Here is a 24,123-nt window from a genome sequence, read left to right on the forward strand (position 1 = left end):
TCGGCGGGAACAGTCAAAGAACCTGGCGGATAGCGCGGCGGCCGCCCGTAAGCGAGTCGGGGCAGACGGTTAAAACAGCGTCAGCTGCACCGGCTTTTCATTAGCATCGGCCTTGCCGGAAGTGCTGTCGATTGTCATCTGTGGGGCTCTGGCGGCACCTTTCCTCGACTGCAGGCCATGCCGGTGAAGCAGAGTCTCGATTCGCCGCATGACGGGATCGCGGAATTCGGCCGGCGCGGAGCCAGACGCCTGGTACAGCCTGGCGTAATCCCCGATAAGCCGGGGATAATGGCGCTGCAGCGTTTGAAAAAACCAAACTTTGACGGCTTGAGTGCTTAACCGCAAATAGGATGGCATAACGAACTGGGCGCCCGCGGCCGATACGGCCCGAATCAAATCCTCCAGTGCCGCTTGATCGTCCGTGATATATGGCAGGATGGGAGCTGCGAATACCCCGGCGTCCACACCCGCATTCCGCAGCTGCTCGACCATGTCCAGGCGCTTGGCCGGAGAAGGAGTCGAAGGCTCGAACTGCCGCCAAATGACCGGGTTTAACGTGCTGATGCTTACGTTTACCGTAATGGAAGACAAGCGTTGGAGAATGTCCAGATCCCGCAATATAAGCGGGGAACGGGTGGTGATCGTTACCGGAATTTGAAACTCCGCCAATACCTCCAGACATCCCCGCGTAAGCCTGGCCTTGCCCTCGATCTGCTGGTAAGGATCGGTTGCGGTGCCAATCGCAACTTGCCCCAAGTCGGAAATGCCCTTCCTGCCGCGGAGCCGCTTCAAGATCTGCGCGCGCAGTACCTCCGGAGCCTGCTGTTTCAGAAAAATATGATGTTGAAACGTATCGTCCGTATCCACCCCGAGGAACGAATGGGTGGAGCGCGCATAACAAAAACTGCAGCCATGCTGACAGCCGCGGTAAGGATTAATGGACCAGTCGAACGGCATAGAGGGTGCTTTCACAGAATTCAGAATCGTTTTGGCTGTCATCGGCTCGTACCGGACGGCCGGGCGTTTGTTCAGAGACATGAGAAGGGGTCTCCTTTAATGGATGGGAATGTATGTTCGTATTTTTAGTGTACCAAATGAGCATCATGAAATCAACCTTGCATCGGCTGCTTTAATTTTTGCGCATCGCCGTTGAATGCGGTCCGGTTGGGCCAGGCCCCCTATAGGCCTTCGTCAGCAGCCTGCTGACGGATGTGAATTTATGCATGTTGCGCCCGCCGCGTATCGGCCGCCCCCCTGTTGACGTTAAAGTCGCGATAATGATCCTTGTGTTATAATGGAGGCAATCGCTTGTGACTGCAGCAGGGGGGAGATCATTGGAATTCTCTAAAGTATTTATCATGAATATTTGCATTTTGACGACGCTGACCTATACCGCGATGCTCGTTCATAAATATGTACTGTCGCAGGCTTCAGGCCTTTTGAAATACGTATTTTCGGTTGTGCTTGCCATAGGCGCCGGATGGTTAACGATGTATTTCAGTTTTAATCTCGGCCCGGATATTAAATTTGATCTGCGGTTTGTCCCTTTGATCATTTGTACGCTGGCTTATTCGAATCCGCTCACGCTGCTCGTGATCGGGGCCGGAATTGGCGCAGCTCGCCTGACGTTCGGGCTGCAGAGCGCCGCTTGGGCGGGCTGTTGGAATCTGGTGCTGCTCGGTGTGCTTTGCATGATTTTAAATATTGTGCTGAAGCGGGTCGGCTGGCGCTTTTGGGAAAAAATGACGGTCATCATTGTCTCGGTCAATTTGATGAATTGCTTGAATGTCGCCATGCTCGGCACGATTCCTTTTCATTTATTTGTAACGGACATCGCGCCGATTATTTTGCCGATCAGCATTGTTCTAAGCGGCTTTTTCGTTTTTATGCTGAGAGATTTTCAGATCGAGCGGCTGCGGGTGGCCGAGCTTCAATTCGCCCACGATTCGCTGCAAAAGCAAACCGATCAACTGATGGAAGCGCGTCAAGCATTGGAGGAGAAGGCCGGCCAATTAATGCTCTCCTCTCAGTACAAGTCGGAGTTTTTGGCCAATATGTCGCATGAGCTCAGAACACCGCTCAACAGCATTATCGCGCTTTCGCAGTTTATTAGCGATCAGGAGAAGCCAACGGGAGAGCAGTCGGAAACGTCCGAATACGCGGCGATCATCCACGCTTCCGGACAAGAGCTGCTGCGGTTGATCGACGATATACTCGATTTGTCGAAGGTCGAAGCCGGACGGATGGAAATATTGAATGAAGAGGTCATTATCAGCGAGGTGACCTACGTACTGCAATACCACTTTCGCCATATGGCCGAACAGAAGGGGCTTCAGTTTACGGTACAGCTCGAACCGGAGCTGCCCGCTTTCATTTATACGGATGCGCTGCGGCTGCAGCAAATTTTGCGCAACTTGCTGTCCAATGCATTCAAGTTCACGGCAACCGGCAGCGTCAAGCTGCATGTGTGGAAGCCGGAGCGGGAGCAAACAGGGCATCCGGGCAGCTGGATTGCCTTCTCCGTTCGCGATACCGGAATCGGAATAGCGGAGCCTATGCAGGAGCCGATCTTCGAGGCATTCCAGCAGGCGGACGGCTCTATTAGCCGTAAGTACGGCGGAACCGGGCTCGGGCTGTCGATCAGCCGCGCATTGGCGGAGCTGCTCGGCGGGTATTTAGAGCTAAGCAGCGCGGCCGGAGAGGGGAGCACCTTTACGTTATTTTTGCCTTACCGTTAACGGCAGTCATACGCGCCAATTAACCCTCGTTCTGCTGCAATCCGAGAGCAAATATACGCTTCCGCTGTGGCTTGCGATTTTAGCGCAGGAGAGTGTAGCCGTTCCGTGGTCGAGGATATTAGCGGCAAATGTACTTCCATCGGTGAGACAATCCCAAAAAATATGTAAAGCCGCTTCCAACTCCATTATATCAATGGGGATGGAAGCGGCTTTTCACATGCAATTTGCAGCGACAGCGTAGTTCACTTTATGGATCCGGCTGCCTCTTGCAGGTTGTGGATGAGCCGGTTCATTTGCAGAAGAAGCTGTTCATATTGTTCTTTGGAGAGGCTGAAATGCGGAATGCAGGTTTCCGGGATGCACACGGCTTTTTCTTTCAGCTCCCGGCCTGCCTCCGTTAACCGGATCTCGACCCTGCGTTCATCCGATTTGGACCGCTGCCGCGTTAGTAAGCCGGCATCCTCCATTCTTTTGAGCATAGGCGTTAGCGTTCCCGAATCCAAATATAACCGGTCTCCGATTTCTTTAACGGTACATGTCTGCTGTTCCCATAAAACCATGAGAACCAAATATTGAGGATACGTAATCCCTAATTCGTTCAAAAACGGACGGTACAAATTCGTAATTTCTCTGGAACACGCATAGATCGAGAAGCAAAGCTGGTTATCTAGCTTGAGCAGCTCTTCCCGGTTCATGCCAACGGCTTGCCGTCCAGCAATGTTTGAATATCGGACTCGATCTCCGCAGGTTCCATTTTGGCGGGGTACTGCTTGACGACGCGGCCTTCCCGGTCGACCAGAAATTTGACGAAGTTCCATTCAATATCGCCCGTATAATATGGGGCCGGTACGTTCTGAACGAGATATTGAAACAGAGGATGGGCCGTGTCCCCTTTGACGTCGATTTTCGCGAAGAGAGGGAACGAAACCTGATAGTTCAGCTCGCAGAAGCTTTTAATTTCTTCATTGCTGCCGGGCTCCTGATTCATAAACTGGTTACAGGGAAAGCCCAGTACGGCAAAGCCCGCATCCTTATGAGCTTCGTACAGCTGCTGCAGCCCTTTATATTGCGGGGTTAAGCCGCAGCCGCTGGCCGTGTTTACAATAAGCAGAATGTTTCCTTTGTAATCGGAAAGGGACGCTTCGGCGGAGTCGATCGTTTTCACAGAGTAATCATATACGGACATCGTAATACCTCCCAAATGTTTGATTAGCGCGGTTGATAATTAATGCTGTAAAATTAAATTGTGCACAATCTATTTATCCGTGATTAATATACCACCTGCTTCCTTGTGCGTCAAATTTATTTTGGAAAACCCGTCCGACCCTTGCTATACTAGTCATAAGGACAATTGGAATGGGGGAGCATACTTGGACTATATTCGCATAACAGACATTAATGATCCGTATTTCCGGCAAATGCACGACCTGATGAAGGCCGTTTTTCCGCCGGAGGAAGTGCTTGAATTCAGCCTCTGGGCCGGTCCGTTGAAGGATCCGGGAATCCGCGTATTCGTCGCTGTGCATGATGGAGAGGTCGTCGGCGCAACCGAATACCGCTACTATGAAGACATGCAGGTCGCCATGACCGACTTTACGATCATCGGGCGCGAGGGGCTGGGCATCGGACCGTTTTTGGCCAAAAAACGGATGGACGAAATACAGCAGCTGGCGGCAGCCGGAAACGGCGCACCGCTCGGGATGTTTGCCGAAATTTATAATCCGTATTTGGCGCAGGATCACAGCTTCGGCGGGGTAAAGCCGATGAACCCGTATGTACGCAGGGAGGTGCTTGCCCATCTCGGTTACCGGAAGCTGGATTTTCCGTATGTCCATCCGTCCTGGCATAATGACGGCGCTGCGGTGCAGGAGCTGGATCTATGCTTTATGCCGTTTGGCGACGATGCTTTTGAAACGGAATCGATTGCGGCCGAGCTCATTACGGACTTTCTGGAACGGTATTACTCGGTACTGCCGAACAAGCCGGACGCATGGTACAAGATGGTCGATGAGCTGAAGCCGCGCGGCCCGGTACGTCTGCTGCCGCTGTAGCGGCCCATACGCTAAATATTGCCGACGATACAAAAAAAGGCGTCCCGCATGGAAATTCCATGGCAGGGCGCCTTTTCAGCCTTATGGTTACCGCACGTTATTGATAAAGGGCGTCTTTTCCTTCAGGACATACGTCATTTTGGAAGGAACGGTTTGCAGCAGCCATTGGTCGAACGCATCCTTGTACATGTCCGCCGTAACTTCGTATACGACCGTTTCCGCAGGCGATATCGTAATGCCTTTATCGTTTTTCACCGCTTTGGATACGGTAATATCCGCGTCGAATTTTACTTTGGCCGTTTTGCCGGATGCGGCGATCGTATTTTCCTTGACATTGATGCTGTTCAGCTTGATGCCGTCGCCGCCGGTGACCGACATTGCGGCTTGGGTAAAGCTTCCGCTGCGAACGACATTGTCGATCAGCCGGCGAATTCGCTTTTGCGGGTCGTTCTCGAATTGAATTTGAATCGAGCGGTCCGCATCGTTCCAGAGCACCTCGGCGCCCGCCGCTTCGCTGACGAACCGGAGAGGCATGTACGTATTGCCGTTCTCGAGCGATGGCGTTACGTCCAAATAATACATGACATCGTTGACCAGAGCGGTTCCGCGGTTAATCGAAAGCGAGATCGTCAAGCCGCCCTTGACGGCCGTAGCCATTTGTTTCTCCGCATCCCACGCTACATGAAAGCCTAATTTTTCAAATAAGGCCCGCATCGGAACCATCGTAAACCCGTCTTTGATAAAAGGCTGCTGTTCCCATTGCTGCAGCTCTTGCTGCACATATATGTGAACGGATGATGCTTCCTCGGCGCCGGCGCGCGAAGGAAGCACTGTGATCGCCATAGACCATAACATCAAACCTGTAAATAACAAACGGAATTTGTTTAATTTAAGCATGTCGGCACTCCTCCTGATTAAATCCATTCAATTCAGCCGAAGAACGGCAATCGATCTCCGGTTACTCATGCAGACAAGACAAACACCTAACCATTCCCATGCTCTTTACAAGCCAAAATTAACAATTCCACAGCGGCAGCCGAAATCCTTCTTTCGGGTATCGTCCAAAATATGCCAACTGCCGGCTTCGTTCAAAAAATCGGGTGCAGCGACGGGAAGACCAGGTTGACGGTTTCCCTTTTGCCGAATTTTTGGTATCTTGTCAATAGCAGCTTGTGCGGCAGCAGGTAAAGAGCGAAAGGAGCATGTAAGATGGAAGCACCTTTAGTGTCGGTCATCATTCCGACCTATAACAGGCTCGGGTACGTTTCCGAGCTGATCGAATCGCTGTGGAGACAGACTTACCGCCGTCTGCAGATCATTGTCGTGAACGACGCAGGCGAACCGGTCGACGCGCTTACGGAGCTGTATCCCGAGCTGAACATCACGGTCGTCGAGATGGAACGAAACCGGAAGCATGTCCACGCCAGAAATCGGGGATTGCAGTATGTGCAGGGCGACTGCATCCTGCTGTGCGACGATGACGACCTGCTCGTGCCGACGCACATCGAACGGATGCTGCATGAATTAGCCGATGCGGATCTCGTTTATTCGGATGTCGAAATTTTCGACTTTATCCTACAAAATAATACGCGGCAGGCGACGAATCGTTTCGTCTTCGCTTATGAACATGACGTGGCGGCGATGCGCAAATTTTCCACCTTCGTTTCCTCCGGCTGCTTGTACCGGCGGGAGCTGCATGATCATCTCGGTCCGTTTGACACGGAAATGTACCATTACTGGGACTGGGATTTTTTCCTCCGATCGGTTGAGCATTTCAGAGTGAAGCGTGTTCCGGTGGCAAGCGCTCTGTACGCATTTTCCCAGCAGGGGGGCAATATGTCGGGACAGCACGAGGATATGCGTCCTTATTTGGATAAGCTGTCCGCCAAGCATCGGCTCGGCGAGCTGCCGACGAAAAATTTTTTCGTCCTGCTCGAGGAGCCGGAAGTCAGCAGCCGCAAGGCGGCTACGGAAATCGTATGGGACGGCGAGCCCGTCGTTTCGAGGCTTGCGTTAAAGCTCATGCGCGAGCAGGCGGAGGAACACGGCTAGCTTGGACGAGTTGGTTGCAATGTTTTTCAGGGAGGGAGCTTATGAGTTTGGTAGGTACGATGGAGCAGGCGGAAACGCTGCTTAAAACATATTATGGCTACGATACATTCAGGGACGGACAAAAGAAAGTCATTGCCAGCGTGCTGGACGGGCGCGATACGCTCGGGATTATGCCGACAGGCGGAGGAAAATCGATCTGCTACCAGGTGCCGGCGATGATGCTTGCCGGCACGACCATTGTCGTCTCGCCGCTGATTTCGCTGATGAAGGATCAGGTGGACGGACTCGACAGCATCGGTGTCCCGGCCACCTACATCAACAGCTCGCTGTCGTATGCGCAGGTCGAGCTGCGCATACGCAAGGCGAGCCAGGGCGAATACAAGCTGCTCTACATCGCGCCCGAGCGGCTGGAGTCGGAGCGGTTCGTCGAGCTGCTGGCCAATCTCGCCGTGCCGATGGTGGCGATCGACGAGGCTCACTGCGTTTCGCAGTGGGGCCATGACTTCCGCCCGAGCTACCTGGCGATCAGCCGGCTCGTCAGCAGCCTGCCGCAGCGGCCGATCGTCGCCGCGTTCACAGCGACAGCGACGGACCAGGTGCGCGAGGATGTCGTCAAGCATTTGCAGCTGCGGGAGCCACAGCAGTTCGTCACCGGCTTCGCGCGTGAAAATCTCGCCTTCACGGTCATCAAAGGCGAGAACAAGCGGGACGTGATGCTCGACTATATTCGCTCGCATCAGGATGAGGTCGGTATCGTCTACGCGGCCACCCGCAAAGAGGTGGACAACTTGTACGAGCTGCTGCGCAAGCAGAAGGTGCCGGTCGGCAAATACCATGCGGGCTTGACTGACAAGGAGCGGGCGGTGGCGCAGGAGCAGTTTCTGTACGACGAAGTGCGGGTCATGGTCGCCAGCAACGCCTTCGGCATGGGGATCGACAAGTCCAACGTGCGTTATGTGATTCACTACAATATGCCGAAAAATATGGAAGCCTACTACCAGGAAGCGGGGCGCGCGGGGCGTGACGGGGAGCCAAGCGAGTGCATGCTGCTGTTCAGCCCGCAGGATATTCATATTCAGAAGTTTCTGATTGAGCAGTCGATCGGCGATCCTGAGCGGCAGGCCCAGGAATACCGCCGCCTGCAGCAGATGGCCGATTACTGCCATACGTCGCAGTGCTTGCAGCGCTATATCGTGCGCTATTTCGGCGACGACGGCGAGGACTGCGGCCGCTGCAGCAGCTGCAGCAGCGAGCGGCAGCTGACGGACATTACGCTCGAGGCGCAAAAAATTTTCTCCTGCGTGCGGCGGATGCGCGAGCGGTTCGGCGCTACGACCGTCGCCTCGGTGCTGAAGGGCTCCCGCAACAAAAAGGTGCTGGAAATGGGCTTCGACGAGCTAAGCACATACGGTCTGCTGAAGGACCGGACGGAGAAGGAAATCGTCGATCTGATCCAGCTGCTCGTCGCCGAAGGGTACCTGCTGATCACCGAGGGCAAATACCCGGTGCTCCGGCTGCAGGCCAAAGCGCAGGCGGTGCTCGCAGGCAGCGAGAGGGTAGAGCAAAAGCTGCGCATCCGGCCGGAGCCGGCGGCACGCGAGGTCGAAGCGGACTTGTTCGACGAGTTGCGCAGGCTGCGTTCGGAAATCGCGAAGCGCGAGGGCATTCCGCCGTATATCGTGTTCCCCGACAGCACACTGCGGGAAATGTGCGGCGTCAAGCCGACCAATCCGGCGGCGATGCTCAAAATCAAAGGCGTCGGAGAAGCGAAGTTTTTCAAATACGGCGCGTATTTCATCGAGTTTTTCAAAAACTATAACGGATAGAGGTGCGCAAGGCCGTGGCCAAGCAAAAATATTACGTCGTATGGGAAGGTAAAAAGCCCGGCATCTACACTTCGTGGGCTGAATGCCAAGCGCAAACGAACGGCTATCCGCAGGCGCGGTTCAAAGCGTATGAGAGCGAGGCCGATGCGAAGGCCGCGCTGGCGCGGGGCTGGAAGGCTTCCTTCGCCGGCGCGGCCAAAGCGTCCGCAGCTCCCGGTACGGCTGCCAAAGCTAAAGGAGCCGCGGCGAAAGCCGCAGCAAGCGGCGTATTGCCGCCGCAGGTTGTGCTCGACAGCATTTCTGTCGATGTGGGCAGCAAGGGCAACCCGGGCATCGTCGAATACAAAGGTGTCGACACCCGAACCGGCGAAGTTATTTTTCAACATCCGCCGATTGCGAAAGGAACGAACAACCTGGGGGAGTTTCTGGCGATCGTTCATGGGCTGGCTTATTTGAAGAAGCAGGACAGTTCGAAAACAATTTACAGCGATTCGGTCACCGCTATCAGTTGGGTACGCAAGAAGGAAGTGGCCACCAATCTGCCGCGCGATGCGTCGACGCAGGAAATATGGATGCTCGTCGATCGTGCGCTGGCTTGGCTGCACGCGAACAGCTACAGCAATAAAATCATCAAGTGGGACACGAAAGCATGGGGTGAAATTAAAGCCGATTACGGCAGAAAATAGCCGGATCTTGATCCGATTACGACTTTATCGGGTTAAGACCCCCACCTCTAAGGTGGGCCTTGAATCAGGTGGGGGAGAGTCCCTATCTGATTCCCCGATGTTCAGCAAAGCTGAACGAGTTAACTATGACTAAATTCGTGCAAGAGAAACAGAGCATTCACAAGGAAAACGAAGAAATCCCGGCTTTGTCTTAGCCTATTGTGCTTACAACCCTGTCAAAGGGCGAGAAAAACCGTCTCAAACCGTTTATAATCGAGGTCAGTGAGCATCGGCCCCGGCAATCCTGAGAGTGGAGCGCCAACAGATAAAAACGGAATAGGAGAGGGTTTTTCTTGTTTTTTCAGTACATGAAGCAAGGTTTCTTCGGCAATGTCCGAAACGATGTCTTGTCGGGCATTACGGTAGCTTTGGCGCTTATTCCCGAAGCTATCGCATTTTCGATTATGGCCGGTGTCGATCCGATGGTAGGCCTGTACGCTTCCTTCACCATCGCCATCACCATCTCCATTGTGGGCGGCCGGCCGGGGATGATCTCCGCGGCGACCGGTGCGATGGCTTCCTTGATGGGACCGATCATCGCCAAGTACGGACTCGATTATTTGTTTGCGACGACCGTATTGACCGGTGTGCTGCAGTGGATTTTAGGCGTGTTCAAGGTCGGGCGGTTTATTACGTTCGTGCCGCATTCGGTGATCGTCGGCTTCGTGAATGCGCTGGCCATTATTATTTTTATGGCGCAGCTGCCGAATTTTATTGGCCAGTCGTGGCCGATGTATGCGATGGTTGCGGGAACGCTGGCGATTATTTACCTGCTGCCGCTGGTAACGAGGGCTATTCCTTCCGCACTAACGGCGATTATCGTGATCACAATTATCGCGATGGCAACCGGAGCCGATGTGCGAACCGTAGGCGATATGGGAGAGATTAAGCAGGCGCTGCCGCTGTTCCATATTCCGCAAATCGCCTGGACTTGGGAGACGTTGATCCATTTGCTGCCCTATTCGTTGGCCTTGGCGATCGTCGGCTTGACCGAATCGCTGTTGACCGCCACCATCGTCGACGAGATGACGGAGACGAAAAGCAATAAAAACCGCGAGGTGCGCGGTCAGGGCATCGCCAATATCATCACCGGCTTTTTCGGCGGAATGGCTGGCTGCGCGATGATCGGCCAAACCGTGATCAACGTGAAATCGGGCGGCAGAACCCGGCTGTCAACGCTGGTGGCGGGGGTGTTTCTGCTGTTTTTGATTATGGTACTCGGCAATATTGTCAAGCAGATCCCGATGGCCGCTTTGGTAGGCGTTATGTTCATGGTGTCGATCGGGACGTTCGATTGGAGCTCTTTGCGGATATTGGGCAAAATTCCGCGTGGCGACGCTGTCGTCATGGTGCTGACGGTTGCGATCGTGGTTGCGACATCCGATTTGGCCATCGGCGTCGTCGCGGGCGTCATTCTGAGCGCGCTGAACTTCGGGTGGAAAATGGCGCAGCTTCACTGCTATAACGAAACGGACGAGCAGGGACGCAAAATTTACCGCATTTCCAGCCAGCTGTTTTTCGGTACGATGGCGCATTTTATCGAGCTGTTTCGTTATTCGGCGGACCCGGACCACGTTGTCATTGACCTGAGCGCTTCGCATATTTGGGATCATTCAGGCGTGACGGCAATCTCCAAGGTAAGGCAAAAGTATGAAGCCCAAGGAAAAACCGTAACGATTACAGGGTTGAACCATGAAAGTCAACGCATCATGGACAAGGTCGGAATAACCGGTACGACTTCGAATCATTAAATGATGAAAAAGCAGCTCCACAACCGTTGCCGACGGGAGGGACGCTGCTTTTTGGCGGCACACTTAGCTTATTTATCGTGACGGTCAATATGCAGCCGGGGCTCCGTATTGGCCGTTGTATCCTTATAAATCTCCTGCTCCTGGCTTTCCAAGGGCAGGCTGACCAGCTTCCATTCCGTCTGTCCGTTAGTCGGATCGAAAGGAAACTCGTCGCCGCGCTTCAGCGTCTCCTCGCGGCCCCATTCATTTTCATAAACGCCGGTTGTTTCGACTTCTTCACCGGATACCGGCTGCATACGTTTGTCCTCTGCCATCGAATGCCCTACCTCCTTCTTTTTTAACGAAAATAGTATGCCCTCCTTTTCAAGGAACTATGAAGTGAAGTATGATAACGAGTATATGAATCATAGGCGTTTATTTTGGAAGCCCGTTGAATTAGCGGCCAAAGAAGCGGGGACGCGCCAAGATTAAGGAGCGCAGCCCGGCAGGCTTGATTGACCGGATTTTCACAAGCAGCTATGAACTGCAGATGGAGGAATTGAAGCAAATGGCATTATGGGGGACGATCGTAAACGCGGCGGCGATCATTGCCGGGGGACTGCTCGGGCTAATGCTGCATCGGATGCGCGAGGGGATACGAACGACGGTCGTTCAAGGCATCGGCATTGCGCTTATGGTGCTCGGCATCTCGATGGCTTTGAAGTCGGCGAATTTTTTGCTGGTCGCCGCGAGCTTGGTCGTAGGCGGAATTGCAGGCGAGCTGCTGCAGGTGGAGCGCGGGTTGGAGCGGCTTGGCGGCCGGCTGGAGCAGGCCGTACAAGCTTTGTCCGTGCTGCTGCATAAGCGGGGCACAACGCCGAACGAGCAGGGACAACCGGCTGACGGACAGCGGATTGGAAGGAACAAGCAGGGACGGATTGCGACGGGCTTCGTCCATACAACGCTAATTTTTTGCGTTGGCGCCATGGCGATTTTGGGCGCGTTGGACGGCGGACTTCGCGGACAGCACGACATTCTGTATACAAAGGCGCTGTTGGACGGATTTTTGTCCATTATATTCGCTTCGGCTTTGGGTGTCGGCGTGCTGTTTTCGGCGCTTCCGGTTTTTCTGTATCAAGGCGCGATCGCCTTGTCCGCATCGGGAATTACCGGGCTGATCGAGCCGTCGCTGCTGAGTGAAATCATTTCCCAGCTCACGGCGGTCGGCGGCATTCTTATTATCGGTCTCGGCATCAATTTATTAGAGCTGCGAAAAATTAACGTAGCTAACCTGCTGCCTTCGCTGCCGGCAGCGGCAGTAGCCGTACCTCTCGTTCATTGGACGATGGCGTGGTGGACAGGGGGTTAGGTTGCTTTGCGGCGCGGCTTTCAAGGCATCTGGCTAGGAAGCGTTCCAACTTGTGACAAAATGACGTTCGCCCAGCATAATATAGGGGTAGAACGTTTTTTGCGGTTACGCGTTTAGTTTTGCGGCGGCGGATCATCGCCGCTTTGGATTACGAGCAGCAGTCCGCCGCTAATCGTGATCGTGCCCTCGGGCTCCAGCAGCACGTTGCTGATACCAAGCGACTGCCCGAGCGACAGTGCAGCATCTTTTAACGGATATTGGAAGCCTTCCAGTGTAATGCCAGTCACCTCAAGGCTGAGAGGCAGCAGCGAAACATGCGGGTACCGGCCGCGTTTAAGACGCCATGGCGCCCAGCCGTCGATCGCCGCAATTTCATTATGCTCGTCCACGATGGTGCAGCGGACGCCGGCCTCAACGCCCTTGCGCAGCAGGTGGAGATTGGCCAGCGAATGATCCCAGCGTGTGCCGAGGACGCCGCACATCACAATTTCCGAAGGCCGGCGGTCCAGCGCATATTGAAAAGCCATTTCCGTGTCCGTCCAATCCTTCATTACCGGATCGCAATCGATATATTGCTTGCTGGCGGCTTTAATTGCTGCCGCTTCGGCGCTCGTTACAGAATCGAAATCGCCCAATGCCACATCCGGCGATAATCCTTGGCGAATGAGGAAAAGCGCTCCGGCATCGGCACCGATTAAGAAGTCTTCGGGCTTAAGCATCCGCAGCGCCCAGACGCCAAGGCGGCCTCCGGAAAAAATGACGATTCGGGAAGAGGCGTCCATGTTTGATCAACCGTCCTTTCATAAATATATGCGGCAAACTCTGATCGGAACGCGCATGAAGTGATTTGATTATAGCAGGTTTATGCGGGAAGAAACCAACTTTTGTTCCGGTTGGAGCAGGACGATTGTTTGAGTTGTTGAATAATGGGGCAATAGATATTAGAAACGAGCGTTGGGCAAACTTAGATAGAGCGGTATTCAAGGGAACAGGTAAAGTGGAGGGGAATATGAAGCAGCGATTTACTAATTTGGATAACGTCGCGAACAAGCAGTCGGTTATGCACGTGTACAAATGGATGAAAAAGAAGAAAAAGATGTCCCGCGCTTATTGCATCGAGCATCATTCCGAAATTAAGCAGCATTTTTTGAAGGAAAACAGTTCAGCAACAACGATCACATGGATCGGTCATTCAACGTTCTTGATTCAAGTGGGGAAGTTGAACATTATAACCGACCCGGTTTATGCCAAAACGATGGGGATCCGCAAAAGGCTGACCGAACCGGGTATCCCGATTACCGAATTGCCGCCTATCGATATCGTCCTCATTTCACATGCTCATTACGATCATCTTGATTTTGCCACTTTGAAGCGAATAGGCCGCAACGCCGAGTACTTGCTTCCCATGGGGTTAAAGCGGTTGTTTAAACGGAAAGGCTACCATCATGCCACGGAGCTGTCCTGGTGGGACAGCAAGCGGATTGGCGGAGTCGAGTTCACGTTTGTTCCGGCGCAGCATTGGACAAGACGGACGCTGTTCGATACGAATACTTCCCACTGGGGCGGATGGATCATCCAGAACGGGGCGAACGGGGAAACGATTTATTTTGCCGGGGACAGCGGATATTTTAAAGGATTCGAGCTGATTGGAAAAAGATTCTCCATCGATTATGCGCTTCTGCCGATCGGCGCCTATGAGCCGGTATCTATTATGAAAACAGCGCATATGTCGCCGGAGGAAGCGGTAAAATCGTATGTGGATTTAAAGGCGTCATCCTTTATACCGATGCATTACGGCACGTTCAAGCTGGCTGACGATACGCCGGAGGAAGCTTTGGCCAAGCTGCAAGCCGAGTGGAGGCGGCGGGGATTGAATCGGGAGCAGCTGAAGGTGCTGCTGCTGGGGGAAACCTTGATCCTCTAGCCCGGACTGCGCATTACCGAAGCTGCAAAGGGGGCTGTTCCATAAGGGTATCAACCGGTGAGGCAGTCCCCCCAAATATGCAAAGCCGCCTCCAGCACCACTATATCAGTGAGTGGGGATGGATGCGGCTTTTGACATGCATATTCATATCATAGTGGGCGGGCTGAAAATTCAAGAAAGGCTTTTGGGACATAGCTTGACCGAAGCTGCAAAATCCCGAGCCGCGCACTTATGCGCGGTTCGGGATTTTTGACGGATGCGAAGCGCGTTATTGTTTACTTCGGTTTCGTTCCTCGGTCATTTGCTTCCAGACCGATCCCGCCGCTTCCTCACCGCGTTCGATCCGCTCCAGCGCGATTTGCGCCTGCAGCTGAACCTCAAACTCAGGATCGCTCGCAGCCTCGCGCAGCGCATCTACGGCAGTTTCATCGCCCGCTTCATACAAAAACCGGGCGGCGCGCCAGCGAACAATTTTGTTCTTGTCGCGCAGCGCTTCGATCATCGGGCCGATCGCTCCCGGATCGCCCAGGTCGGATAAGGTGTCGCCGGATGTACGGCGAACCGCCGGCGACGAATCCTTCAGCGCTTCATACAGATAAGGCAGTGCCTCCGGATGCTTCAGGTCACCCAAGTAAACGACTGCCAGCCGACGGATGGACACATTGCTGTCGGAAAGAGCTTTGGCCAGCAGCGGCAGCGCCTGCAGGTCGGGCTCCCAACTCTCCAGAGCGGCATAGCGGATTTTCCAGTCGGGCGAAGCGAACTGTTCTTCAACCTCGCTGGCGGACAGCGGAATCGACCTCGCCGTAGGGGATTTCCCGTCCTGCGGCGCGCCACCTTGCTCGATAGCCGACTTAACCAGCTCATCGAGCCGTTCCTGCGGATAAGACGCCTCCAATTCGCTGACGATCTCGGCGGCGATCTCCTCCGGCTCGCCGTAGCGCACCCCGAATTCCTCCAGCTTGCGCTCGCGGATCATAGTCGATCCTGCGGCGCTTTGCACGGCATTCGTAAAGCCGGCGGGCAGGCCCAAGCGAACTTCCTGATCGCCGCTGCGGACACGAACCTGTATCGGGATGCCCCGATACATTTGGACGAGCACCTGCGCCTCGCCGAAGCCGGCCGCCGGGGTTATAGCCTGCGCTGCCGTCGGATCGGCGCCGCGATCGGCTTGGAGCAGCTGCCGGGCCGCAGCCAAAATCGCGGCCCAGTCGGCACCGGGCTTGCGATCCAGGGCGATAAAGTCGGCCGTGCGAAATACGCTGCGCACGCCTTCGATAGCCAGCAAGCCGTTCAACGGCTCCGGTGCGCGGCCGGTTTCGTCCGCTTTGAAGGTTTGTCTGACTCCCCGCGGGAGCATCTCGTCGACAGTAAGCTTCATGGAGTTGGGACTCGGCGTCGGTTCTATAGAAATAAGCTTCATAAGGAAACCTCCAACACAATATTCACACGAAAGTGGCGGTCAATAGAGTACGGAATCGTATTTAGCTTATCATATTTCCATTCAGGAGGAAAATGGCCGGGAATGCAGCTTTACGCTCAGCACCATTCCCATCGCCAGCATGTTCGTCATCAGCGAGCTGCCCCCATAGCTGACGAAAGGCAGCGCAATGCCCGTCAACGGCATAAGGCCGACATGCATGGCGATGTTTTCAAATATTTGCAGGGTGAACATCGAAATGACGCCGATAATTAAATATCTTCCTTCGACATCCTCGGTATACATGGAAATTCGCACCATCCGGTAAAGGAAAAAAAAGTACAACAGCAGCAGCAGCGAACAGCCAAGAAATCCGAATTCTTCTCCGATCACGACAAATATCGAATCCGCATAGCTGTACGGGATATATCCGCCGCGAATAAACACCCCGCTCAAAAAACCTTCGCCGCTTAACTGACCGGTTCCAATGGCGCGGATCGAATTGACGACATGCCAGCTCCGGTCCGGGTCGGCCAAAGGATCGAGAAACGTCTGAATGCGCTGCAGCTGATGAGGTTTAACGATGGCCGAAAACAGCTCGAATTGAAAAAAATAGAGCAGCGTCATCCCCGTGATGAATGAAGCAACGGCAGTGACACCTATCAAAATATGCTTCCATTGCAAATTTCCAATCCAGAGTACGCCTATAAAAATACATAAAAATACGATCGAGGTGCCTAAATCCGGCTGCTTCAGCACCAGATAAAAAGGGATGGCGGTCAGTATAGCGGCGGGAATTAGTTCAGGCCATAGGCGAATCGGCAGTCCGCCGCGAGGCTTCAGCCATTTGGACAAAGCCATAATAAGGAACAGCTTCATCAGCTCCGACGGTTGAAATGCGAAGCCTCCCAATGAAATCCAACGCTGGGAGCCGTTCAGATTCACGCCCTTGAAGGAGACAAGCAGCAGCAGCAAGATGCCGACGCCATATAAAATATAGGAGAAATAGTTAATAAGGACACGGTAATCCAATAAACTTAAACCGATCATGGGGATAAACAAGACGCCGAAGGTAATCAAATTGGTTTTATGCAAGCCTTCATAGCTCGTTTGAAAGGTAGCGCTGTATATAACAATCGTGCTGAAAGATAAGAAGATGATTAGTATGAACAGGATCGGAACATCCAGTAGTTTAAGCTTGTTAAGCATCGTTTTCAACTCCGCTCCTATTGATGTTATTTCTGGAAAAAGACGAGGGCCCAAATAAAAACTCCCCGCGGCGCAAGCAGGGAGACGGAGCAAACGCTGTAGAACTAATACTTCGGCCTTCAAGCGGAAACGAAAAGTCCTGCTTGCGCGCAGCGCTACAAGCCGAGCAATATTTTGGCGATCGTGAAATATATAATAAGACCGGTGCCGTCCACCAGCGTCGTAATAAAAGGTCCCGAGATGACGGCGGGGTCCGCTTTCAGCTTGTGCAAAATCAAAGGCAGTACGGCAGCGACGAAGGATGCCCAGATGACGATGGCCAGCGCGGTTACACCGACGACAAGTCCGATGTTCGATTCAACCCCGAGAATGAGAGCCCGAATATAGGCGATCAGCGAGATCGTGGCGCCTGTCATGAGTCCCGTCGTGACTTCTTTTCGAATCACCCTGAAAATGTCGCGGAATTGCACCTCGCCGACGGCCAGCGCCCGTACAAGCGTAGATACGGTTTGAGTGCCCGTATTTCCACCGGTACCGATGAGCAGCGGAATGAAGAACGACAGCGCGATCACCTCGGACAGCGTATCCTCGTAATGTCTGAGCACGGTTCCGGTATACGTTTCCGCCACAAATAAAATCAACAGCCAAATAATACGTTTTCTATAGAAATGAAATACCGATGATTTGAAATACGTACCCGTCAACGGCTGACTGCCGCCCAGCTTTTGTATGTCCTCCGTCGCTTCCTCGTGAATGACATCAATTAAATCGTCTACTGTAATGACACCGATTAAACGGTTTTTGGCATCGATGACGGGGAGGGCAACCAGATCGTAGCGGGACAGCAGCTCGGCCGCTTCCTCCTGCTCCATCGACGCGGGCACCGAAATGACATCACCGCTTACAATGTCGGATAACAAAGTTTTGGGCTCCGCTAAAATGATGTTTTTTAAAGAAACGACGCCGACAAGCTCGCCCTTGTTGCCCGTAACATATACATAGGACGTAATTTCGGCTTCATGCCCGATTTTTCGGATATGCTGCAGCGTTCGCTCGATCGTCCACATGCTGCGGGCAGCGATATAATCGATCGTCGCCAAGCTTCCTGCCGTATGCTCGGGGAATGTCATCAAGGTTTGCAGCTTGCGCCGGTAATCCTCCGGGAGCAGAGCCAGCAGCTTCTCCGCCTGATTGCGGTGGATGGCCAGCATCATATCGGCAACCACATCACTTGACATCTCGTTCAGCACCAATGAGGTCTGCTTTTCCTCCAGTTGATTCAATATGCGATACTGCAGCACCGGCTCCAAATATTCGACGATTTCGGCCGATATGTCAGGGGGCAATAAACCAAGCAGCTGGAGCTGTTCCGCCGGATCGAGTTTTTCTACGCAATTGGCCAAATCAAACGGTTGAAACGATTCGACGAAAGCGATCACGGAAGCTGGATCGGATTGCGCCAGTAACTGTTTCATTTCGTCGATGGAGATCATTCGGCTCGACTCCCTCGTGATTGTTTTTCTATATATAAGAATGGTATTCCTTCGGAATGATTATGCATGTCTTATTTGGTTAACTGCCGAGGATTTTTACGAATGCGTGTGTGTATCCGCTGCTCCAACCGTTCATAAAAACGAACGATGGAGAGCAGTGTCCGGTTGACCCGGGACCATCTGGTCGCTGCATAATGGATGATAAATGCGCACAACATGCCGTTGACCATACCGCCGATTATATCCAATGGATAGTGCACCCCAACCCATACCCGGGAAAACCCGACGCAGACGGCCAACATGAAAAACACCCATCCGATCGGTCTGCGATTCAACAGTATGACTGCTGCAATGACAAAAACGCCGGTTGCATGATTGCTCGGAAACGATGAGGTCGCTTTATGGGCAATCAGTTGAACAACGTCATGCCCGATAAACGGACGATCGCGGAAATAAAGGAGCGACCACATTTTACTGACGCCAAACGCTGCGCAGGCGGCAATAGCCGTCTCCAATACCATCAGCCGGTTTCTTTCCGAACGGGTACATCCATAGATCAGCAGGGCAAGAACGAACAAGTAAACGGCTTGCTCCGCGAAAAAACGCATCAGCAGGTCCATGAAGCCGCCTTGTCCCGCAGCTGTATTAATAAATTGAAACAGTTTGTAGTCGAATTCGGTTAGCATGAATCTGTACTCCTTCAAGCCGGGCATGATCATGGACATCGCTTCATCCAATCGCAGCAAGCGGTCGAATGCGGGCAAAAGTCACGGCTGACGATCCCGGGAAATACTTAATAACATACCGGTGCTTACCATACAAAGAATCAACGAAGAACCGCCATAGCTGACAAACGGGAGAGGCACGCCAGTAATAGGCAGGCTGCCGGTCACGGCGCCGAGATTAAGCAGCGCCTGAATGGAAATCATCGCGACGATGCCCATGCCGAGCAGCATTCCGAACGGCTGCTGGCACCGGGCGGCCGCCAAACAGCCCCGCCATATAAACAAAATAAAGACGAGAATGAACAACGTCCCCCCGATGAATCCCCATTCCTCGCCAATGACGGCAAAAATAAAATCGGTATGGGCTTCCGGCAAATAAAGAAACTTTTGCACGCTTCCGCCGAGTCCCGCACCGGTAAGCCCTCCGTGCCCTAATGCATAGAAAGACTGAATCAGCTGATACCCGGATTCGGTCGGATTTTCGAAAGGATCTAAAAACGAAATGAGCCGCTTCAGCCTGTAGCTTTTGCTGACGGCCAAATAGATAAACAGCGGGATCAGCCCCAGGCTGAGCATGAAAAGGTGGCGCCAATCAAAACCGCCGATCGATATGATCGTCGCCGTTATAAAAAGCAGGATCAGCACAGTCCCGAAATCCGGCTGCAGCATAATGAGCAGGAAAATAAACCCGACTACGATCAGGATGGGGAGCAAGCCTTTTTTAAACAGGCGGGTTTTATCGCCTTTTTTGCTGATGAGCGCGGCCAGGTAGACGATGACCGACAATTTGGTGAATTCCGCCGGCTGGAGAGCGATTCCTCCTACAATAAACCATCTTCTCGCTCCGTTGGCCGAGGCGCCGGCGATGAGTACGAGGATGAGCATAAGCAGTGACGCTAACAATAAATACGGCGCGGTTTTTTGCCAAAACGAGTACGGTATCCCGGTAAACAACAGCATCAAGCCTAATCCGATAAAAGCAAACAGACCTTGCTTATAGACGTAATACGAAGCGCTGCTGTGCTTGTAGACCGCCATGGGCGAGCTGGCGCTAAATATCATGATCAGACCGAAGCCGACAAGCAGAACCGTTATAATCAGCAGCAAAAAATCCAAGCGGCCCCTGTTGCCGTTCATCTTGTGAAGCACCTCCCAAAAGCAGCGTCACAGAATGGCTTAGGCCGCTTTGCCGCCGGTTGCTGCCCGTAGGCGAATCCCGTCATTGAGTTGACTGATTTCGGACGGCGTCCCCGTCGGGCGGGCTGCCGTATCCTTTTTTACCCGTTAAGGTCAAGACGTTGTTTTTCCATTCATAGGTGTCCATTCCGGTGCCTCCCGCGCCCAGTGACCAACCGAGCATAATCTCGGAAATGCCGTCTCCGTTGTCGTCGGCCACCCGGACATAATCAATTCCGTATCCGATTCCTTTCGCGTCGCCAACGATCCTCCATGCCGCATCATGCTGTTTCAGCACGGAGGCTCTCAAGCTTTTTTCAGGGCGGGAGCTTTCTTCATATACAACGACAGCCTCGTCAACCCCATCGCCGTCCACGTCACCGAATGAAACGGCTTGGAACTTATCGCCTTGGCGCGGGATCAGCAGCCGTGCTCCTTCAGGAAGCAAGGCTTGGAGTGCGGTATGGAAGCTGTCCTTCGGGACGCTTTCATGCGATACGGGGGGCTTGATCAAATCGATGGGAGCCGCGGGCATTCCGCATCCGCCGGTCAACCAGATTACTGATATGATAATTCCCGCCTTAAGCGGCCTGCTGAGCATAAGTTTCGCCTCGCTTGTCACAAACCTGTATTTATTTTATAAGGTTAAGAGACGGAAAGGGTTATGAAAAAGTTAAATTGTTCCCAGCCTCACGCGGGGATCACAATTTCGACCTTTGTTCCTTTTCCCGACTGGCTGATCAGCTTCAACTGTCCGCCATGCAGCTTGATAATTTGCTCGGATATGGAGAGCCCCAGCCCGCTTCCCGCTGTATGGCTGGCGCCTTTGTAAAACTTTTGGAATACATGCTCCAAATCCTGTTCCGCGATGCCTGCTCCTGTGTCCTCAACGGTCAGAACAACATGCTCCGGGGTCGAACGGGCATCCATCGTGATCGTCCCGCCGGGCTCGGTAAATTTAAGCGCGTTATCGATCAAATTAATGAGCACCTGCTTCAACCGGTTTTCGTCGGCATGAAGAAGTGGGAGCGGCTCTTCCGCCCGCACCTCCATGGCAATGCCCTGCCGCGCAGCTCTCGGAGCGAGCTGCTTGCCGATGTGATGCAGCAGCGGTCCGAGCTGAAGGGGGGCGAGGTTCAACGTTATGCGCCCGTTAACCAATTTGGAAAAGTCCAGCAGCTCATCGACGAGCTCTGTCAGCCTGTCCGCTTCGGCTTCGATAATGTCGAGCCCTTCGGCGAAGTCGCTCTTGCCATGTTCCGCATCGGCTTTCAACGTTACCGCCCATCCTTTGATCGACGTTAGCGGTGTCCGCAGTTCATGGGAGACGGATGAAATAAAATCATTTTTCATACGTTCGTTGCGCCGTATTTTAGCTGCCATCATCGTTAATATATCGGCCAGCGTACCCAACTCGTCCTGATACCTTTTCTTTACGGTCACTGTAAAATCGCCTTCGCTCATTTTGACGGCGGCCAGCTTCAGCTCGGTAATCGGACCGGTTATTGTTTTTGAAACAAGGACGCCGAGCACGGCGACGATGGCGACAACGCCAAGGCCGGCGGCGATAAAGATGACGGAAATTTGGCCGATGGCAGCGTTCGTCCCGGTGAGCGAGGTTACGAAGCGGACAGCGCCAATAACGGTTTGGTTGGCCCGCAGCGGGTAGGCGACGGCCAGAACGGGTTCATGCGTGCGCGGATCATGTCCGGTCCAGGATCCCGCTAACCCGCCGAACGCTTCCCGCACATCCTCAAAATCGGCCGCATTGACGCCGGCACGCAGTCCTGCGGAATCCTGAAGCAGCCTGCCGTCCGCGCCGATAATTTGCACTTGAGCCGACGAATGCTGCGAAAATCCTTTTAATAACCGTTCCGACTGCTTCTCCAAGTCTTCATCCGCAAAATATTGATTGAAAAAAGTGGCGGACAGCTCAGCCTGGTTCATCAAGGTTCGTTCGATATTGGAATAGTAATAATACTTGACGAAAAAAATAAGAAAAAGCTCCAGGATCAGCACAGTGATCAAAATAACGACAATATAGCTGCCGACCAATCGTTTTTGGATTCCGGGCAATTCAATCGTCCTTTCTCCAGCGGTATCCGAGCCCCCAGACGGTTTCAATCAGCTGCGGATTGGAATCATCGTCTTCCAGCTTTTCCCGCAGCTTGCGGATATGAACATCGACTGTTTTCGTATCGCCGATAAAATCTTCTCCCCATACAAGATTCATCAGCTCGTTGCGGGTTAGCGCCTTGTTCGGATTTTGCACAAAAATTTTGACCAGCTGGTATTCCTTCGGTGTCGCTTCAATTAATATATCATGCTTAAACAGCTTGTTCGCATCCAGATCAATCCGGATCGGACCGGATCGGAGCACATTCATTTGCCGTTTCACCACAGACTGCGTGCGGCGCAGCACCGTACGGATGCGGGCCACCAGCTCCAGCGGGTTAAACGGCTTTACAATATAATCGTCGGCGCCGAGCTCTAGCCCTTTGATTTTGTCCAGATCTTGGCCGCGCGCCGTTAGCATAATAATGACCATATCGGGATCGGTTTCCCTGAGCCTGCGGCAAATGTCAAAGCCGTCCATATCCGGAAGCATAAGATCCAGCACGATCACGTCAGGACGTTCGAAGGCGATCTGCCGCAATGCCTCCCTGCCTAAAGCGGCTTCAGACACTTTAAAGCCGTTTCTGTCCAAATTAATCGCCACAAAACGTCTAATGTGGTCGTCATCTTCAATGATCAGCACTTGATTGCGGTATGACGTTTCCATAGCATCCTCCTTAAAGCCTTGGCCGATATAACCCGTTTCTTCGTGATCATACCATACGAAGCGCCGCAGCGCATAACAAGCCTCTTTTGTTTAGCCGAGCAGGCTTTGCGCCGGAACGGCAAAAAAATCTCTCCATTATATAGAGAGATTTTTTAAAAATATCCGGAACGACAAACGTTGCGGCTAGTCTTTATCAACCAAATTGCGGTGAAGGTAATTGTCGTCCAATGTTTTCGTAAGATCAAAAACGGTATGCGCCAAATCGAGGTTTTCAAAAACATGCTCGCACTGATCTTTATAAGCCATTTCTTCTTCAAAATGGGACATATAGCGTTCGATGAGCTCGGGCGAATCGCCTCGTTCTTCTTCGCGCTTCAGGATCGTTTTCTTGTCGGCATAAATAAAAATGCGTACGGCATTCGTGTCATACAGCTTCTTCACGGCCTCGGCGCCAAACCGGTTAAGGATCAAATAAACGGCGCCATGCTTGTGCAGCGTGTTGGCGATGTCCTGTCCTTTAACCCCGTAATAATTGCCGTCGATTTCGATAACCTCGATAAATTCGTTGTTCTTTTGTGCTTCGGCGAAAACATCGCGCGTTACAAAGTGATAGTCCTGACCGTCTACTTCCGCCGATCGGGGTGTTCTTGTCGTGTACGATATTACCTGTTTCATGCCAAGCGTATCGCCTGACATTTGGGCTACCGTTTTGCGGCCTGCTCCATTGGGACCGGTAAAAATAAAAATAACGTCATGTTCTTTTAATTCGTACATGGATACCCCTCCTTGGTTTTGGTAGGTTGATACATAAGCGGCGTGTACTTCATTTTACCTGTTTTGGTTCTGCAGGTAAAGGTACTTTACACGATATTCGCACCGGCAGCTCTGAACGCCGTAAAGCGT

23 protein-coding genes are annotated in these 24,123 nt (G+C 52.9%); 8 read left to right on the forward strand and 15 right to left on the reverse strand.

The genetic code is table 11. The features are described from left to right. Positions 1-69: 69 nt before the first annotated feature. The gene (locus tag E1757_RS15060) at positions 70-1,038 is read right to left on the reverse strand and encodes an SPL family radical SAM protein (protein WP_133229443.1); all 969 of its coding nucleotides are present in this window, start codon (positions 1,036-1,038) and stop codon (positions 70-72) included. A gap of 296 nt (positions 1,039-1,334) precedes the next feature. On the opposite strand from E1757_RS15060, the gene E1757_RS15065 reads away from it, so the two are divergent. After that, entirely contained in the window at positions 1,335-2,738 is a 1,404-nt protein-coding gene (locus E1757_RS15065; protein ID WP_133229445.1) for a sensor histidine kinase, read from the forward strand. A 242-nt stretch (positions 2,739-2,980) separates the two neighbouring features. Here E1757_RS15065 and E1757_RS15070 read toward each other — a convergent pair whose 3' ends face one another. Next, entirely contained in the window at positions 2,981-3,433 is a 453-nt protein-coding gene (locus tag E1757_RS15070) for a MarR family winged helix-turn-helix transcriptional regulator (RefSeq protein WP_133229447.1), read from the reverse strand. Then, on the reverse strand, positions 3,430-3,924 hold the full coding sequence (locus tag E1757_RS15075) for a glutathione peroxidase (protein ID WP_133229449.1): 495 nt from the start codon (positions 3,922-3,924) through the stop codon (positions 3,430-3,432). The genes E1757_RS15070 and E1757_RS15075 overlap by 4 nt, the downstream gene beginning before the upstream one ends. 184 nt (positions 3,925-4,108) lie before the next feature. On the opposite strand from E1757_RS15075, the gene E1757_RS15080 reads away from it, so the two are divergent. Next, on the forward strand, positions 4,109-4,789 hold the full coding sequence (locus E1757_RS15080; protein ID WP_133229451.1) for a GNAT family N-acetyltransferase: 681 nt from the start codon (positions 4,109-4,111) through the stop codon (positions 4,787-4,789). Between the two features lie 87 nt (positions 4,790-4,876). Here E1757_RS15080 and E1757_RS15085 read toward each other — a convergent pair whose 3' ends face one another. Continuing rightward, positions 4,877-5,686 (reverse strand): copper amine oxidase N-terminal domain-containing protein, encoded by an 810-nt coding sequence (locus tag E1757_RS15085; protein ID WP_165972128.1) that lies wholly within the window; start codon positions 5,684-5,686, stop codon positions 4,877-4,879. Between the two features lie 312 nt (positions 5,687-5,998). Between E1757_RS15085 and E1757_RS15090 the strand changes: the two genes are divergently transcribed. From E1757_RS15090 to E1757_RS15105, 4 genes are all read left to right on the forward strand, one after another. Then, positions 5,999-6,841 (forward strand): glycosyltransferase family 2 protein, encoded by an 843-nt coding sequence (locus E1757_RS15090; protein WP_133229455.1) that lies wholly within the window; start codon positions 5,999-6,001, stop codon positions 6,839-6,841. 41 nt (positions 6,842-6,882) lie between these two features. Next, positions 6,883-8,667: a DNA helicase RecQ gene (recQ, locus tag E1757_RS15095; protein WP_181956649.1), complete on the forward strand. Its 1,785-nt coding sequence runs from the start codon at positions 6,883-6,885 to the stop codon at positions 8,665-8,667. Between the two features lie 14 nt (positions 8,668-8,681). Continuing rightward, a complete protein-coding gene (gene rnhA / locus E1757_RS15100) occupies positions 8,682-9,353 on the forward strand; it encodes a ribonuclease H (RefSeq protein ID WP_133229457.1) in 672 nt (223 codons plus the stop codon). A 347-nt stretch (positions 9,354-9,700) separates the two neighbouring features. Continuing rightward, positions 9,701-11,143: a SulP family inorganic anion transporter gene (locus E1757_RS15105; RefSeq protein ID WP_133229692.1), complete on the forward strand. Its 1,443-nt coding sequence runs from the start codon at positions 9,701-9,703 to the stop codon at positions 11,141-11,143. A gap of 68 nt (positions 11,144-11,211) precedes the next feature. On the opposite strand, the gene E1757_RS15110 is transcribed toward E1757_RS15105, so the two are convergent. Beyond that, positions 11,212-11,457, reverse strand: a complete 246-nt coding sequence (locus E1757_RS15110) for a hypothetical protein (RefSeq protein ID WP_133229459.1) — start codon at positions 11,455-11,457, stop codon at positions 11,212-11,214. A 233-nt stretch (positions 11,458-11,690) separates the two neighbouring features. Between E1757_RS15110 and E1757_RS15115 the strand changes: the two genes are divergently transcribed. Then, positions 11,691-12,491, forward strand: a complete 801-nt coding sequence (locus E1757_RS15115; protein WP_133229694.1) for a DUF554 domain-containing protein — start codon at positions 11,691-11,693, stop codon at positions 12,489-12,491. A 113-nt stretch (positions 12,492-12,604) separates the two neighbouring features. On the opposite strand, the gene E1757_RS15120 is transcribed toward E1757_RS15115, so the two are convergent. Next, positions 12,605-13,273 (reverse strand): thiamine diphosphokinase, encoded by a 669-nt coding sequence (locus tag E1757_RS15120; protein ID WP_133229461.1) that lies wholly within the window; start codon positions 13,271-13,273, stop codon positions 12,605-12,607. Between the two features lie 227 nt (positions 13,274-13,500). Here E1757_RS15120 and E1757_RS15125 point away from each other — a divergent pair, with 227 nt between their 5' ends. Further along, positions 13,501-14,415 carry an MBL fold metallo-hydrolase gene (locus E1757_RS15125; protein ID WP_133229463.1) on the forward strand — a complete coding sequence of 305 codons (915 nt, stop codon included), beginning with the start codon at positions 13,501-13,503 and terminating at the stop codon, positions 14,413-14,415. A 268-nt stretch (positions 14,416-14,683) separates the two neighbouring features. On the opposite strand, the gene E1757_RS15130 is transcribed toward E1757_RS15125, so the two are convergent. The 9 genes from E1757_RS15130 to E1757_RS15170 form a co-directional block, all read right to left on the reverse strand. Further along, on the reverse strand, positions 14,684-15,838 hold the full coding sequence (locus tag E1757_RS15130) for a virulence factor (RefSeq protein WP_133229465.1): 1,155 nt from the start codon (positions 15,836-15,838) through the stop codon (positions 14,684-14,686). Positions 15,839-15,919: 81 nt separating this feature from the next. Beyond that, entirely contained in the window at positions 15,920-17,044 is a 1,125-nt protein-coding gene (locus E1757_RS15135) for an FtsW/RodA/SpoVE family cell cycle protein (RefSeq protein ID WP_133229467.1), read from the reverse strand. 155 nt (positions 17,045-17,199) lie between these two features. Then, positions 17,200-18,537: a magnesium transporter gene (gene mgtE, locus E1757_RS15140; protein WP_133229469.1), complete on the reverse strand. Its 1,338-nt coding sequence runs from the start codon at positions 18,535-18,537 to the stop codon at positions 17,200-17,202. Positions 18,538-18,608: 71 nt separating this feature from the next. Then, positions 18,609-19,223: an undecaprenyl-diphosphatase gene (locus tag E1757_RS15145; RefSeq protein WP_165972129.1), complete on the reverse strand. Its 615-nt coding sequence runs from the start codon at positions 19,221-19,223 to the stop codon at positions 18,609-18,611. 81 nt (positions 19,224-19,304) lie between these two features. Further along, a complete protein-coding gene (ftsW, locus tag E1757_RS15150) occupies positions 19,305-20,399 on the reverse strand; it encodes a putative lipid II flippase FtsW (protein WP_133229473.1) in 1,095 nt (364 codons plus the stop codon). A gap of 82 nt (positions 20,400-20,481) precedes the next feature. Then, positions 20,482-21,039 (reverse strand): hypothetical protein, encoded by a 558-nt coding sequence (locus E1757_RS15155; protein WP_133229475.1) that lies wholly within the window; start codon positions 21,037-21,039, stop codon positions 20,482-20,484. An 89-nt stretch (positions 21,040-21,128) separates the two neighbouring features. Next, on the reverse strand, positions 21,129-22,514 hold the full coding sequence (locus tag E1757_RS15160; RefSeq protein WP_133229477.1) for a sensor histidine kinase: 1,386 nt from the start codon (positions 22,512-22,514) through the stop codon (positions 21,129-21,131). 1 nt (position 22,515) lies between these two features. Continuing rightward, positions 22,516-23,220, reverse strand: a complete 705-nt coding sequence (locus E1757_RS15165) for a response regulator transcription factor (protein ID WP_133229479.1) — start codon at positions 23,218-23,220, stop codon at positions 22,516-22,518. A gap of 183 nt (positions 23,221-23,403) precedes the next feature. Beyond that, the gene (locus E1757_RS15170; RefSeq protein ID WP_133229481.1) at positions 23,404-23,994 is read right to left on the reverse strand and encodes a guanylate kinase; all 591 of its coding nucleotides are present in this window, start codon (positions 23,992-23,994) and stop codon (positions 23,404-23,406) included. Between the last annotated feature and the right edge of the window lie 129 nt (positions 23,995-24,123).

Origin of the sequence: Paenibacillus piri, assembly GCF_004354045.1 — a bacterium.
Taxonomy (GTDB): domain Bacteria; phylum Bacillota; class Bacilli; order Paenibacillales; family NBRC-103111; genus Paenibacillus_S; species Paenibacillus_S piri.

Excerpts from the sequence above, each read along its gene's own strand:
- E1757_RS15060 (WP_133229443.1), bottom strand. The coding sequence starts at position 1,038 with ATGTCTCTGAACAAACGCCCGGCCGTCCGGTACGAGCCGATGACAGCC.
- E1757_RS15070 (WP_133229447.1), bottom strand. The coding sequence starts at position 3,433 with ATGAACCGGGAAGAGCTGCTCAAGCTAGATAACCAGCTTTGCTTCTCG.
- E1757_RS15075 (WP_133229449.1), bottom strand. The coding sequence starts at position 3,924 with ATGTCCGTATATGATTACTCTGTGAAAACGATCGACTCCGCCGAAGCG.
- E1757_RS15085 (WP_165972128.1), bottom strand. The coding sequence starts at position 5,686 with ATGCTTAAATTAAACAAATTCCGTTTGTTATTTACAGGTTTGATGTTA.
- E1757_RS15090 (WP_133229455.1), top strand. The coding sequence starts at position 5,999 with ATGGAAGCACCTTTAGTGTCGGTCATCATTCCGACCTATAACAGGCTC.
- recQ (WP_181956649.1), top strand. The coding sequence starts at position 6,883 with ATGAGTTTGGTAGGTACGATGGAGCAGGCGGAAACGCTGCTTAAAACA.
- E1757_RS15105 (WP_133229692.1), top strand. The coding sequence starts at position 9,701 with ATGAAGCAAGGTTTCTTCGGCAATGTCCGAAACGATGTCTTGTCGGGC.
- E1757_RS15110 (WP_133229459.1), bottom strand. The coding sequence starts at position 11,457 with ATGGCAGAGGACAAACGTATGCAGCCGGTATCCGGTGAAGAAGTCGAA.
- E1757_RS15115 (WP_133229694.1), top strand. The coding sequence starts at position 11,691 with ATGGCATTATGGGGGACGATCGTAAACGCGGCGGCGATCATTGCCGGG.
- E1757_RS15120 (WP_133229461.1), bottom strand. The coding sequence starts at position 13,273 with ATGGACGCCTCTTCCCGAATCGTCATTTTTTCCGGAGGCCGCCTTGGC.
- E1757_RS15125 (WP_133229463.1), top strand. The coding sequence starts at position 13,501 with ATGAAGCAGCGATTTACTAATTTGGATAACGTCGCGAACAAGCAGTCG.
- E1757_RS15130 (WP_133229465.1), bottom strand. The coding sequence starts at position 15,838 with ATGAAGCTTATTTCTATAGAACCGACGCCGAGTCCCAACTCCATGAAG.
- E1757_RS15135 (WP_133229467.1), bottom strand. The coding sequence starts at position 17,044 with ATGCTTAACAAGCTTAAACTACTGGATGTTCCGATCCTGTTCATACTA.
- mgtE (WP_133229469.1), bottom strand. The coding sequence starts at position 18,537 with ATGATCTCCATCGACGAAATGAAACAGTTACTGGCGCAATCCGATCCA.
- E1757_RS15145 (WP_165972129.1), bottom strand. The coding sequence starts at position 19,223 with ATGCTAACCGAATTCGACTACAAACTGTTTCAATTTATTAATACAGCT.
- ftsW (WP_133229473.1), bottom strand. The coding sequence starts at position 20,399 with ATGAACGGCAACAGGGGCCGCTTGGATTTTTTGCTGCTGATTATAACG.
- E1757_RS15155 (WP_133229475.1), bottom strand. The coding sequence starts at position 21,039 with ATGCTCAGCAGGCCGCTTAAGGCGGGAATTATCATATCAGTAATCTGG.
- E1757_RS15165 (WP_133229479.1), bottom strand. The coding sequence starts at position 23,220 with ATGGAAACGTCATACCGCAATCAAGTGCTGATCATTGAAGATGACGAC.
- E1757_RS15170 (WP_133229481.1), bottom strand. The coding sequence starts at position 23,994 with ATGTACGAATTAAAAGAACATGACGTTATTTTTATTTTTACCGGTCCC.